Below are 13,868 nucleotides of genomic sequence, written 5' to 3' on the forward strand. Positions count from 1 at the left end.
GTTAAGTTCACCGAAACATCTGACGTTATATGGCGCTAGGGGCCGTCGTGCGACGATCGGTCCCACCTGCCAATCGCCAAGTCGGCTTTCGACCCCAACGACGCGACTCTCGTTTCCATGATCGATGCTCAAGCGCCCGAACTGCCCGCGATAGAAAGCGCCTTCCAGCCCGTACTGTCGCTGGCTCATGGCGCGGCCGTCGGCTACGAGGCCCTGCTTCGGGCCCGGCAGGGGCAGGCGTCTTGCTCGCCGGAGCAGGCGTTTCGCCTCGCCCGGGAGGCCGGCCGGTACGGCGAATACGAACGCCGTTGTACGCGGCATCATCTGCGGCGTTTTCTCCAATTCGCGGACGACGAGAGCGTGCTCTTTCTGAATCTGCACCCGGACGTGCTCGCCGACCCGGTACACGGGGCGGCGCTGGCGGACGACCTGCTCGAGAGCGGGGTGTCGCCGGGGCGCGTCGTGCTCGAGGTGCTGGAGGCGCGGCAGGATACGCCGTCGGCGCTCGTCGATGCCGTCGACCGCTTACGCAGCTACGGTTTTTTGATCGCGCTCGACGATTTCGGCGCCGGATTGACCAATCTCGGGCGGGTTTGGGATCTGCGGCCCGACGTCGTCAAGCTCGATCGAGAGTTGATTTGCAAGGCGGTTTCCAGCTATCGGAATGCGCGGAGCCTGTTGCGTCTCGTCGACTTGTTGCACGATATCGGCACGTTTATCGTGGTTGAGGGCATCGAGACCGAAGAACAAGCGAAGCTCAGTGCCGATTGCGATGCCGATTTCGTCCAGGGTTACTACTTTGGGCGGCCGACGATCGATCTCGAGGCAGTGACGGCCGCATCGAACGTCGTGCCATCGGCGCTCGACGACCAGCTCACGGACTCGCGCAAATTGCGGCGCATCGGCGATCTTGACGAATTGATGCCTTATCGGCACGCGTTCGGTCTTTTTCGCGATGCCTGGTGTTCGGGCGTGGCGGTGGAGCAGGCGGCGCGGCATTTTCTCGCTTGCCAGTGGGCATTGCGCGTCTTCGTGCTCGACGACACCGGCCGTCAAGTCGGCGAGAACATCGAATCCGATCGGCACGACCCTTGGCGCCGGTCGACGTTTCCGCTGTTGGCGCGCAGCAGCGGGGCGAATTGGTCCAAGCGAAGCTATTTCCGCGATGCGCTCGTGCGCCCCGGCGAAACGATCGTCAGCGAGCCGTATATGTCGTCGAGTTCGAAGAATTTATGTGTGACTTTGTCGACTTATGTCACCGTGGATGGGCGCGGTTTCGTCCTCGGCGGCGACATCTTGTTCGAGGCGTTGTGCCGCATGCTCGCCTGAGCTGCGCGCTTCGCTGCGGCGGCGTCGCACCGTCGCATCGAGCGCGCTCAGAAGCGGCGGGCGAGCGATCGCCGCGCCGCGTCCTGTTCCTCGGCGGTCAGATGCGCCGCGAATTCGAACTTGCCCGCGATCAAGGTCGCGACGCAAGCGCCGTCGCGAAATGCGATGCGGTTGCCCGCCAACGCCGGCACTTTGTCGCCGGGAAGCACGGTCCCGACGATATTGAGCGGATCGGCGGCGCAGACGCAAACGTATTGGCCGTCGTGGTCGCGCTTGCGCACGTCGCGTAGCAGGGCAAGCGCTTCCGGCAATGCAAATTGCTCGCCGGATAGACCGTTCACGAATCGGCCGCCGCGTATGAGGCCGCGCGCCTCCATTCGATGAAAGACGTGCAACAGTTCGCGCCAACGCGGCAGCCAGTCAGGCTCGCGTTCCAGCAATTGCCAAAACACGACGCCGTAGCGACGCAACAGCGTCATAGCGACATGCTCGACGATCTCGGGGTCGACGGGGGGCGTACCGGCGCGCGATAGTGCGGTAGCCGGTTCGACCGAGTCGCCGTTACCGTTGGACCCGGCCGGGAGATTCGGCCGGCGCAGCAATGCCCATCGGCCCGCGTCCTGCATGCCGCCGATGAACGCGCCGCGATGAACGCCGCGCCGAGTCATCGCGCGTGCGCCGCGTTGGCGCGCGACGGCGGGGGCGATGAGGGCGCGCAGCCCAGCGAAACTGTCGGCGGTGACGAGCCCCGCCGCGACGAGCTCGCCCAACGCCGCTTCGACTTCGAGCGGTAGTGCGCGCGCCTCGCCGAGCAACTCGTCGAAGAACATCGCGCCATGACGCGATAGCGCGTCGTACAGCAGTTGCGCGCGCGAAGAGAGCCCCGTGTCGGCTGCGCTCGGCTCGACCGCCCGGCGATCCGCGAGCGCGTGCCAGTGCGGCAGCGTCCGCCGAGGCAACAAGACGATCGGCGTCGTGCGGACCGGCGCGCCCGCGCTTCGTCCCTGCGCTGCGAAGCGTGCCCAAACGAACTTGCCCGATCGGCTGAGTTCGTCGAGCGTGACGCCGGTGTAATCGCGCAGGCGTCCCGGCAGGATTTCCTCTTCCCACGCCGACGCAGCGGCCTCGAAGCCTTCCAGTTGCTCCAAGGTGGCGGCCAGCGCATCGCGACCCATGCCGCGCGTGCTCGGCGCAAGGCGTTGCCACTCGATCAGAAAGCGGACGAAATCGGCGCGCTCGACGGGCTCGATCTCGCGGCGCAGCCGTTTGATCGTGTAGCGGTGAATGCGCGCGAGCAGGTGGCGCTCGCACCATTCGTCCTGCGTCGCGCCGGGCGTGAAGCGGCCGCGCATCGCGTAGCCTTCGCTTTCGAGCTTGACGAGCGCCGCGGCCACGTTCGATGCGGGTAGCGCTAGGCCGCGCGCCAGAGTCGGCACAGGCTCGGGTCCCATGCCCGAGAGCCGGGCGCGCAGTAGATCGACGAGCGCATCTTCAACTTCCCAGCTTTCGTCGAACCCTTTCGGGGCGACGAGCGCCGGCGCGTAGGCCGCGTCGGGATACACCGCGCGCAAGCACGTTAGCCGCTCCACCGGCAGCCAGAGCGCTTCGTCTTCCGCCACTTGCATACGGGTGGCGCGTCCCGAACGCGCAAGCGCATCGAGCCAATCGAGCCAGCCTTCGTGTGCGCGTGCCTCGGTTTCGTTTACGCACGCGAGCCCCGTCAACGCTTCGTGCATCTCGTCGGCGTTGCGTACTTGCGGCCACGCCTCGTCTCGTACCGCCGCGATAGCGTCGGCGTCGAGCGCGCCCAGATCGGAAGCATCTTCGGGGTCGGTCCAACGCCGAGACAGCACCGCTTGCGTGCGACGCTCCTCGAGCGGGGCATCGTCCAAGAACGCATACGGACGCGCATTGAGAATTTCCGCGGCAAGCGGCGACGGCGCAGGCAACTCTCGCGCGACGAGCGCGACTTCGCCTCGCTCCATGCGCCGTAGCAATGCAAGCCACCCTTCGCAATCCATCGCCTCATGCAGGCAGTCGTCGACCGTCTGATCGACGAGCGGATGATGCGGCAGCTCGCGCTCGCCTACGATGTTCTCGAGGCAGGCCACTTGGTCGGGAAAGACCGCCGCGAGCAAGTCTTCGCTCTTCATCCGCTGCAATTGCGGCGGCGTTTTGCGTCCGCCCGTAAAGCGCGGCAGCGCCAGCGACGTTACGGCATTCCAGCGCCAGCGCACGTTGAACAGCGGCGCATCGAGCAGCGCTTGAACGAGCACATGTTCGGCGCTGTTCGAATGCAGAAAGCGCCATACCTCGTCGAGCGCGAAGCTGTGGCTGCCGGTAAGCGATAGTACGATCGCATCTTCGGTCGCGGCCGCTTGCAATTCGAAATTGAACGTCCGGCAAAAGCGCTTTCTGAGCGCGAGGCCCCAAGCTCGGTTCAAGCGGCTGCCGAACGGCGAATGAATGACGAGCTGCGTGCCGCCCGATTCGTCGAAGAACCGTTCCATCACGAGCGTCGTTTGGGTCGGCAAAACCGATAGCGCCGCCTTTGCGCGAGCGAGATAGTCGACGATCTGACGCGCGGCGGTATCGTCGATCGCCAACTCGCGCATCAGCGTCGCCACGGTTTGCTCGTGCAACGTGCCGGTGGCGCGAGGCGAAGAGGACTTGCTATCGCCGAGCAAATCGTCGACGCGCGCCCTGAGTCGAGATACGGCCGCCGAGAGTTCGTCGCTGCGTCCGGGCGCTTCGCCGAGCCAAAACGGAATGTTCGGCGCTTGACCTTCGGCATCGACGACGCGCACGCGCCCCGGTTCGATGCGCAAGATCTTGTACGAGGTGTTGCCGAGCTGAAAAACGTCGCCGGCCAAACTTTCGACGGCGAAATCCTCGTTGACCGTGCCGATGTTCAAGCCTTGCGGTTCGAGCAGCACGGCGTAGTCGGCGTTTTCGGGGATCGTCCCGCCCGATGTCACGGCGGTCATTTTGCCGCCGCGGCGTCCGCGCAACGTCGCGCTGACGATGTCGCGGTGGATGTAGGCCCCACGCGGCCCGTGGCGGCTCGTATAACCTTCCGCGAGCATCCGCAAGACGGCATCGTATCGTTCGCGCGAGAGCTCGGCATAGGGCGCCGCGCATCGGAAACAGTCGAACAACGCTTGCTCGCTCCACTCCTCGCACGCCACCTCGGCGACGATTTGCTGCGCAAGGACGTCGAGCGGGGCGTGCGGGACCGTCAATGTGTCGAGTTCGCCGCGCCTGACGCTATCGATCAGCGCGGCGCATTCGATCAGATCGTCGCGCGAGGTGGGGAATAGGCGCCCCTTCGGCATGCCGCCGACTTGGTGGCCCGAACGCCCGACGCGTTGCAGAAACGAGGCAATCGCGCGCGGAGAACCGAGTTGGCAGACGAGATCGACGTCGCCGATGTCGATGCCCAGTTCGAGCGAGGCGGTCGCGATGAGCACGCGCAAGGTGCCGCCTTTTAAGCGCTGCTCCGCGTCGAGCCGATGCTCTTTGGCCATGCTGCCGTGGTGCGCCGCGACGGCGTTCTTGCCGAGGCGGTCCGTCAAATGACGGGCGGCGCGCTCGGCCATGCGGCGCGTGTTGACGAACACGAGCGTAGTGGCGTGCGCGCTCGCCAGTTCGGCGAGCCGATCGTAGACGCGCTCCCAGACTTCGTTCGCCATAACGGCTTCGAGCGGTACGGGCGGCAATTCGAGGGCGAGATCGCGCTCGCGATGATGGCCCACGTCGACGATGGCGCAGCGCGCCGCTTCATGCGTGCCGACGAGAAAACGCGCGACCGCTTCGATCGGTTTTTGCGTGGCCGACAAACCGATGCGCGGCAAGCGCCGCTTGCATAGCGCATCGAGCCGTTCGAGCGAAAGCGCCAAATGCGCGCCGCGTTTGCTGCCCGCCATGGCGTGGATTTCGTCGACGATGACCGTGCGCGTCGTCGCCAGCATGCGGCGTCCCGAATCGGACGAGAGCAATACGTAGAGCGATTCGGGTGTCGTCACGAGGATATGCGCTGGCCGCCGCTTGAGCGCGGTGCGCTGCGCCGTCGTGGTATCGCCCGTGCGCACGGCCGTACGAATCTCGACGCGCGGCAAGCCCAGCCGGATCAGTTCTTCGCCGATCCCGGCGAGCGGCCGCTCGAGGTTGACGTGGATATCGTTGGAGAGCGCCTTGAGCGGCGAGACGTAGACGACGAGCGTTTCGTCGGGCAACGCACCGCCGTGCGCGAGGCCGTCGCGCACGAGTTCGTCCAAGGCCCAAAGGAAGGCGGTCAGTGTCTTGCCCGAGCCCGTGGGCGCCGCGACGAGCGTCGATTCGCCCGCGCGAATGGACGGCCACGCCCGCACCTGCGCGTCGGTCGGCGCGGTGAAAGCCGACTCGAACCACGCGGCGACCGCCGGATGGAAAGCGGCGAGCGGGCCGGCACTCGTCAGGGCGTTCATGTGCTCGATGTAGGGGCGAGCCATCGATTTCTCAAGGATACCTATTCGATCCGAATAATCCTCATCATACGGACGATCGCTCGAACGAGGCGTGCACGAGCGCGGCCGATTGCGCTATCGGTCGGGCGGAAACATATCGAGGCTTGCGCCGTAGGTCGACAAATAGACGAGCGGCGCGACGACGAGCAGCGCGACGCCCAGCGTCAGCACACAGGCGAGCATCAATCCCGCCGCGATGAGGCCGTAGACCAGCGCGGCGGGCCCATTGCGCCACGTCGCGGCAAAACTTGCGCGCAGCGCGTCGGCCGGCGTGGCGCCATTGAGCACGATGAGGGCGGGCGCGAGCCATAGCGCCATCGTTCCGATCAATGCCGCCGTCAAATAGATCGCGCCGGCAATTAGCGCGATCAAGGAGCTGCTGTTGCCCGCGCCGCCGAAAGCGATCAGGCGCAAGGCGCTCGACGCCCGGTCGCCGGTTAGATCGCAGACGATCGCAATCAGCAGTCCGAACACGGCCGCCGCGAAGAGTGGCTGGAAATTTGCACGGATACCGCGCAGGACCTCGGCCAGACCGAGCGTGCCGGTCGCGCGGAATCGATCGGCGGCGCTCATCATGCCCCCGGTCCAAAGCACCGTGAACACGGCCGCCAAGTCGCTCGCATAGGGCAATTCGTAGAGTACGGCGGTGACGAGCAAATCGATGAGGCCAAGCAAGATCCACATGGCGGGGCGCTGTTGGAACAAGGTCCATCCTTCGGCGAACCAGCGTGAACCCTGTCGAGCCGCGACTGCGCGCATACGCATGTAATGACGCTCCAATTTGAAAGGAAAACGAAGGCTTGAGGGCCGGTGCGCAATTATCGCCCGGCTGGGCTGAACGCGGCCCGAATGAGCGGTACCGGACCTGCGAGCCACGCCCGGCTTGGAGCCGGCGCGGCGCCGATCCTACGCGCTTGCCGAATGTCCGAAAGAAAGCGTGCGTGCTATAAGCGCGAAATCGGTGGTTCGGCCCCGGGCAAGTGGTGCGCCGTGCGGCGGCGCCGCCGCGGCTGGAATACAGTGTGTTGGGTGCAATGACGCTGATCGATGTGACCATGGAGAGATCCTAATGAACACAATGATTCGAATCGGAAGGTCGGCCCGCATCGGCGGATTGCTTTGTGTCGCGGGCGTCGCGTTCGGTTTCGCCCCGAGTGCGCCGGCATGGGCGAAGGCGAGTACGCAGCAACCGGTACTGGCGGCCTCCGCCATGGCGATGGCGGATTCCTTCAGCGCCGATGCAGCCGAGCGCGTTTTGAAAGAAGGCGGCAATGCTGTGGACGCCGCCGTGGCGGTGGCCTTCACGCTGGCCGTGACGTATCCCGAGGCCGGCAATATCGGGGGCGGCGGCTTCATGACGTTATATGTGAACGGCAAGCCTTACTTCATGGATTATCGCGAGCGCGCGCCGATTGCGGCGACGAGAAACATGTATTTGGACCCGCAGGGCAACGTCATTCCCGGAATGAGCTTGGTGGGGATGCGCGCGGTCGGTGTGCCCGGTACGGTGGAGGGCATGTGGGAAGTGCAAAAGCGCTTCGGCAAATTGAAATGGAAACAAGTGCTCGCGCCGGCGATCCACTATGCACGCGACGGTTTCGAAGTCAGCGATCAATTGCAGCAGCGGCGCGACGATGCGGCGAAAGACTTCGGCGATAAGACGAACTTCGGTCAATATTTCGGACAACTAAAGGCCGGCGCGACGTTCAAGCAGCCTGAAATGGCGGCGACGCTGACTCGTATTGCCGACCAGGGCGCGAAGGGCTTTTACGAGGGGAAAACCGCGGAGCGCATCGCGGCGGCGATGAAATCGCGCGGCGGGCTTATCACGAAAGAAGACTTGCACGAATACAAGGCCGTTTGGCGGCAGCCCGTCGAGGCCGATTGGAACGGGTTTCGCGTCATCACCGCGCCGCCGCCCAGTTCGGGCGGCGTAGGACTCGTGCAACTGCTTAAGATGAAGGCCGATTTGAAGAACGCGTTTTCGGGCGTGAAGCTCAACTCGCCGCAGTACATTCATCTAGTTTCCGAAATCGAAAAGCGCGTCTTCGCCGACCGAGCGCAATACCTCGGCGATCCGGACTTCTATCGTGTGCCGGTGACGCAGCTCATCGACGATGCCTATCTAGCGAAGCGAGCTGCCGAGGTCGATCCAAACAAGCCGAGCGATACGAAATCGGTGCAGCCGGGGCTCGGCACTTCGATGCCCGAGAAGGCGGAAACGACGCATTTCTCCATCATCGACAAATGGGGTAACGCCGTCTCGAACACTTATACGCTAAACGGGTATTTCGGCTCGGGCGAAGTGGTGGACGGCACGGGCATCCTGTTGAACGACGAGATGGACGATTTTTCGGCGAAGCCGGGTGTCGCCAATATGTTCGGCGTGGTGGGCAGCGACGCCAACGCCATCGAACCGAAGAAGCGGCCCTTGTCGTCGATGACGCCGACCATTCTGACGAAAGACGGCAAGGTGACGATGGTTATCGGCACGCCTGGCGGCTCGCGTATCTTCACGTCGATCTTTCAGGTGATCACGAACGTCTACGATTTCGACATGCCCTTGCCGGACGCCGTGGCCGCGATGCGCTTTCACCACCAGTTGCTGCCGCCGAATACGATCTTCTGGGAGCCGTACAAGCCGATCGAAGGCGAACTCGCGCAAGCGCTGGAGGCAAAAGGCTATGTGCTCAAGGGGCAAGATTTCAACGGCGATATTCAAGCGATCAAGGTCGACGGGCGGACGCCCGAAGCGGCGGCCGATCCGCGCGGACGCGGCGTGACGCGGATCGTGCCGTAGCGAGCGGAGGAGTGGCCTTAAGGCGCGGGCCGGGCCCACCGGCGTGTGCCTTAAGGCCCGTCTTGCCGACGCCAAAAAGCGCGAACCGGGAACGGGACTTGCTGGGATGCCCGAAATGCAAAACGGTAAGGCGCAATGACCATTCACATCGGCATATCGGGCTGGCGCTACGCGGGTTGCCGCGGCGTGGGCTATCGAAGCGCTTGGCGCAGGCGCGCGAATTGGGTTACGCGTCGCGCGCCGAGGGTTACGCGTCGCGCGCCGAAACTTTTTGCATCGGGCGTATTGGCGCACGAGGACACGCTCGGCCCGTGCCTCCGGCAATTCCCGCCAAACTTCCCTTTCGACGCGACGCGGCTAGAACGATTTCCGGCATTGCTGCCTCAAACGATCGAGGAGGCGATCGGGTTAGCCCGCGAGCACGATGCGCCCGTCAAGACCCCCTGGTTCGGGACGAAGCGGCGCCGCATGTCGCGCCTCGCGGCAGCCGTGCCGAAAACCACTTAAAGTAGTGCGCTCGCGCAACGCCGCGGAACGAAGTCAAACGAAGCGCAACCGAATAGGTCGAGACTTTCGCCGGCCTAACTTGATCGATCGACAGGAGCGAGCCCGATGCACATCGTCGTACCTGAATTGCAGCACGCTTACGACGAGGTTCGGCGGCATAGCTTGGCGCTGGCCGAACCGTTGTCGGCGGAGGATCAGAACGTACAGTCGATGCCCGACGCGAGCCCGACGAAATGGCATCTCGCCCATACCACCTGGTTCTTCGAAACGGTCGTCCTGAAGCCTTACTTGCCCGGGTATCGGCCGTTCGACGAGCGCTACGCCTATCTTTTCAATTCGTACTACGAAGCATTGGGGCCGCGCCACGCGCGCCCGCAGCGCGGCTTGCTCACGCGGCCTTCGCTGCAAGAGGTCCACGCGTATCGCCGTCACGTCGACGAGTCCATGGCAACGCTCATGAGCACGCTAGGGGAAGCCGGTTTGGCGGCGGTCGCGCCGGTCATTACGCTCGGCTTACATCATGAGCAGCAGCACCAAGAACTGATTGTGACGGACATCGTCCATGCCCTCTCGTGCAATCCTTTGAAGCCGGCTTATCGGCCCGCGCGGGAAGAAAGCGCACCTGGCGCGAAGCGGGCCTCTACACTCGAATGGCTAAAGCAACCGGGCGGCGTTGTACGGATCGGCCATGATGGGCAAGGCTTCGCATTCGACAACGAAGGCCCGCGGCACGAATATCTGCTTCGTCCGTACGAGATCGCGCACCGGCTCGTGACCTGCGGCGAATACGCGGCGTTTATTGCGGACGGAGGCTACGCGCGCCCGGAGCTGTGGTTGTCGGACGGGTGGGCGGCGATCCAGCGCGAAGGGTGGGGTGCACCGATCTATTGGTCCCGCGCCGACGAAAACGATTTGACGAGCGGACGAGACGATTCGGGGAACTGGCGGGTCTTCGGTCTGTCGGGAATGGAGTCGCTCGATCCCGATGCCCCCGTGTCGAACCTGAGCTTCTATGAAGCGGCGGCTTATGCCGAGTGGGCCGGCGCGAGGCTGCCGACCGAATTCGAATGGGAGGCGGCTTTCGACGCTCCCGGGATCGAGCAGATGACAGAGCATGTCTGGCAGTGGACGCGTTCGTCGTACGACCCCTACCCGGGGTTTCGTCCATTGGCCGGCGTGGCGGCCGAATACAACGGCAAGTTCATGGTGGGGCAGCAAGTGCTGCGCGGCGGCAGTATCGCGACGCCGCCGGGGCATACGCGCCGCACGTATCGAAACTTTTTCCCGCCGGCTGCCCGCTGGCAATTCACGGGAGTACGCCTTGTACGAGACAACTGACGCATCGGCGCTCACGGGCGCGCCCCTTCGGCAGCAACGAGACGATCTGCAAGAGAGCGCGTTTTGCCGAGACTTGCTGGCCGGCCTGTCGAAGAGCCCGCGTAGCATCGCCCCGAAATACTTCTACGATGCCGAAGGCTCCGCGCTCTTCGATCGCATCTGCGGGTTGCCCGAGTACTATCCGACACGCACCGAGCGGCGCATCCTCGAGCGCCATGGTCGCGAAATGGCTGCCGTCGTCGGGCCGCAAGCGGATATCGTCGAATTCGGCGCGGGCTCGCTGGAAAAAATTCGCATCTTGTTGCGCGCGTTCGATGCCCGCGCCTTGCCGCGCCGGTATTTCCCGATCGATATCTCCGCCGAGCATTTGGAGGAGGCCTCGCGCCGTTTGCACGCCGAGTGCCCGTGGCTACAGGTGCGGCCGATCGCGGCCGACTATATGAAAGAGGCGCAACTTTCGGCACTCGACGCCTCGACCGGCCGTCGCGTGGGCTTCTTTCCGGGCTCGACGATCGGCAACTTCGATACGGACGAAGCGATGGCCTTCTTGCAGTTGGCTGCCCGGCTGCTCGAGGGCGGCGGCTTGCTCGTCGGCGTCGATCTCGTCAAGGATCCGCAAACCTTGCATCGTGCCTATAACGATGCGCAAGGCGTGACGGCGGCATTCAATTTGAATTTGCTGCGGCGGGCCAACGAGGAGTTAGGCGCCGATTTCGACTTGCGCCAGTTCGCCCATTACGCGTTCTACGATCCGCGACGAAGCCGGATCGAGATGCATCTGCTGAGCCGATGTGCGCAAACCGTTCATGTGGCGGGGCAGGATTTTAGCTTCGCGGAGGGCGAAAGCCTTCATACGGAGAACTCGCACAAGTTTACGATCGAAGGCTTTCGCAAGCTGGCGACTTCCGCGGGTTTTCGGCCGGGGCCGGTTTGGACCGACGAAGCACGCCTATTCAGCGTGCATTGGCTCGAAAGCCCCGTGGGAGGAGCGGGCGCGTAACCGGCGCCCGCCTGGGTGGGGTGCGCGTTATTCGCGGCCCCAACCCCAACCGCGGTCATGATGTTCGCGCCACTCGTGTTCGCGCCATTCATGCTCGCGCCACTCACGGCGGTGCCATTCGCGTTCGCGCCAGCCATCGTCGCCGCCCCAGTAGCCCACCGCGACCGGGGGCGGCGCGTAGGCCACTTCGGGCGGGGCGACATAGACAGGGGCCGGCGCCGGAATGCCGATACCTACCGCGAGATCGACGTGCGCCGAAGCTGCCTTGGACATTGCGAGCGCCGCAATACCGACGCCGAGTACCGCTGCGACGAGCTTCTTGTTCATTTGGTCTACTCCTTGCGCGTTGCCTGCGCTCGTTTCTGTGGAAGACGAGCCCAGTGTAGGGGCGTGACCGCGATACATGTGAAAGCGCTATGCGAGATTGGTAACGCTCCATTACTTGGAGCGTTGCATGCAATTAGACGGAGTGGGTGGACGATGCCGCCGAATGAGGAACGACGAAGGGCGGCCTAACGATAAACCTAGTTTGCCTTCGTTAGCGCGGGCCGAAGCAACTCGTCGAGCACACCGGTCATCCCTTCCGGATGAGCGGCCGCGCGCTCTTTAAGCACCGCGACGAGTTCGCCGTCGAGCTTGCAGGCAAACGGCACGAGCCCTTTGGCCTGATCGAGCTTGCGCTGTTCGCGGCGGTTGGCCGGGGTCTCGGCCGTTCCTTTGCCGAAGCGCTCCGATTGCGATTGCTTCAACGATTGAGTCAGTTTCAACGCCTTGTTCTTTTCAAGGTCGAATTTCTTCATTGCCATGGCTTGGGTCCCGCAGGTTGGATCGGTCAGGGCGTATTGTACGCAGTCCTAAGCGGAGCGCCGTTTTCGGGTGGGGCTGCTCGCCGTTTTGCCGGCTGGGTACTCGTCTCGGATCAGTTGAGCCAAGCGTTGAATGAGCGGGACGAACAGCGACTCCGACGTATTGCCGTAACCGATGACGAGGCCGTTATTTTCGGGGCGGGCGGACAACGCGAAACGCGACAGCGGCATCGGCGCCATGTCGTACGCGCGCGCGGCCTGTGCGATCCGTTCGTCGGAGCAATCGGCCGGGAGCCGGATCGTTAGATGCATGCCGCTGTCGCCGCCGGCAACCACGTGCGGAACGTCGAGGTATTGCTTCAACGCGGCTCGCAACGCATCTTGCCTCCGCTTGTAAAGGCGCCGCATTCGCCCGAGATGGCGGCTGAATTGGCCGCTCTCGATGAATTCCGCGAGTGCGAGCTGTTCGTAGCGATGGCCGCCGCGCAGCGTTTCTCTGAGCAGCGCGGCGGCGGGCGTGGCCAAGGCTGCCGGCAGCACGAGAAAGCCCAGGCGCAGCGAGGGGAAAAGCGTCTTGCTGAAGGTGCCCACGTAAAGCACCGGTGCTTGCGGGACAAGGCCTTGCATGGCGCCCACGAGTTCGCCGGCGTGGCGGTACTCGCTGTCGTAGTCGTCCTCGACGATCCATGCGCCGTGCCGCTGCGCGTTTGCGATCAAATCGAGTCGGCGTGCGGCCGTGAGCACGGCGCCCGTCGGATACTGATGCGACGGCGAGGTGTAGATGAGCCGAGGCGTGTGTGCCGTCCACGCCGTCTCGGGAATGTTCAATCCGTTTTCGTCGACGGGCATCGGTACTACGTCGAGATCGCCACACGCCATCGCCGTCTTCGCGCCTCTGTAGCCGGGATCTTCGACCCACGCCGTGTCGCCCGGATTCGTCACCAGGCGCACGCAGCAAGCGAGGGCTTCTTGCGCACCCTCGGTGATGACGATCTGTTCGGGCTCGCACCGAACGCCGCGAGCCACGGCGAGATGCCGCATGATCGCTTCGCGCAATGCGAGCTCGCCTTGCGGATTGCCGTAGGACAGTCCCGCGACACCGGCATCCCGTACCGCACGGTCGAGGCACCGCTTCCAGGCGCTTAAAGGAAATCTCGCCAGTGCGGGGACGCCGGGGCGCAGCGGCAGCGTATCGCCGGCGGCGAGCGTGCTCTCGCGCAGCTGCGCGGCGCGTCGCGCAAGTTCGGGCACGGCGGCGTGCCGGGCGGTGCGCGGACGCTCGGCCGGCCGTTCGAGCAGACTGACGCGCGTACCTTGGCGACTTGGCGCGATATACCCCTCGGCACCCAGCAGCTCGTACACCGCGGTCACGCTATTGCGCGAGATCTTGAGCGAAGCGGCGAGCGCGCGCGATCCCGGCAATCGAGCGCCCGACGGCAAGCGCCCCTCTAGAATCGCGCCGCGAATACGCTGGTGCAACTGCCGTTGCAGCGAGGTGCCGCTTCGATCTTTAACGAGCGGCGTCTCGAGTAAGAAATCGAGCACGGGATCGGCGGACGCGTCGAGGGCTAACATGCGGCGAA

General features: G+C 64.3%; 10 protein-coding genes. 5 read left to right on the forward strand and 5 right to left on the reverse strand.

The window, feature by feature from the left end; all coding sequences use genetic code 11:
* Positions 1-117 precede the first annotated feature (117 nt).
* Positions 118-1,329 carry a sensor domain-containing phosphodiesterase gene (locus AB1286_RS24650; RefSeq protein ID WP_430365855.1) on the forward strand — a complete coding sequence of 404 codons (1,212 nt, stop codon included), beginning with the start codon at positions 118-120 and terminating at the stop codon, positions 1,327-1,329.
* 47 nt (positions 1,330-1,376) lie between these two features.
* On the opposite strand, the gene AB1286_RS24655 is transcribed toward AB1286_RS24650, so the two are convergent.
* On the reverse strand, positions 1,377-5,819 hold the full coding sequence (locus AB1286_RS24655) for a DEAD/DEAH box helicase (RefSeq protein ID WP_430365856.1): 4,443 nt from the start codon (positions 5,817-5,819) through the stop codon (positions 1,377-1,379).
* 90 nt (positions 5,820-5,909) lie between these two features.
* Entirely contained in the window at positions 5,910-6,599 is a 690-nt protein-coding gene (locus AB1286_RS24660; protein WP_430365857.1) for a BPSS1780 family membrane protein, read from the reverse strand.
* 313 nt (positions 6,600-6,912) lie between these two features.
* On the opposite strand from AB1286_RS24660, the gene ggt reads away from it, so the two are divergent.
* The 4 genes from ggt (at position 6,913) to egtD (ending at position 11,479) form a co-directional block, all read left to right on the forward strand.
* Complete coding sequence (gene ggt, locus AB1286_RS24665) at positions 6,913-8,634, forward strand: gamma-glutamyltransferase (RefSeq protein WP_430367305.1); 1,722 nt, start codon at positions 6,913-6,915, stop codon at positions 8,632-8,634.
* A gap of 135 nt (positions 8,635-8,769) precedes the next feature.
* Complete coding sequence (locus AB1286_RS24670) at positions 8,770-9,141, forward strand: hypothetical protein (protein WP_430365858.1); 372 nt, start codon at positions 8,770-8,772, stop codon at positions 9,139-9,141.
* A 105-nt stretch (positions 9,142-9,246) separates the two neighbouring features.
* Positions 9,247-10,479, forward strand: a complete 1,233-nt coding sequence (gene egtB / locus AB1286_RS24675) for an ergothioneine biosynthesis protein EgtB (RefSeq protein ID WP_430365859.1) — start codon at positions 9,247-9,249, stop codon at positions 10,477-10,479.
* A complete protein-coding gene (gene egtD / locus AB1286_RS24680) occupies positions 10,463-11,479 on the forward strand; it encodes an L-histidine N(alpha)-methyltransferase (protein WP_430365860.1) in 1,017 nt (338 codons plus the stop codon). The genes egtB and egtD overlap by 17 nt, the downstream gene beginning before the upstream one ends.
* A gap of 27 nt (positions 11,480-11,506) precedes the next feature.
* Here egtD and AB1286_RS24685 read toward each other — a convergent pair whose 3' ends face one another.
* The 3 genes from AB1286_RS24685 to AB1286_RS24695 all read right to left on the reverse strand — a co-directional run bounded on the left by AB1286_RS24685 (position 11,507) and on the right by AB1286_RS24695 (position 13,860).
* Positions 11,507-11,806 (reverse strand): hypothetical protein, encoded by a 300-nt coding sequence (locus AB1286_RS24685; RefSeq protein WP_430365861.1) that lies wholly within the window; start codon positions 11,804-11,806, stop codon positions 11,507-11,509.
* A 197-nt stretch (positions 11,807-12,003) separates the two neighbouring features.
* Positions 12,004-12,285, reverse strand: coding sequence for a hypothetical protein (locus AB1286_RS24690; RefSeq protein WP_430365862.1), 282 nt, complete (start codon positions 12,283-12,285; stop codon positions 12,004-12,006).
* 48 nt (positions 12,286-12,333) lie between these two features.
* Positions 12,334-13,860, reverse strand: a complete 1,527-nt coding sequence (locus tag AB1286_RS24695) for a PLP-dependent aminotransferase family protein (RefSeq protein WP_430365863.1) — start codon at positions 13,858-13,860, stop codon at positions 12,334-12,336.
* Between the last annotated feature and the right edge of the window lie 8 nt (positions 13,861-13,868).

Source organism: Trinickia sp. NRRL B-1857, assembly GCF_050470685.1.
Classification (GTDB): Bacteria; Pseudomonadota; Gammaproteobacteria; order Burkholderiales; family Burkholderiaceae; genus Trinickia.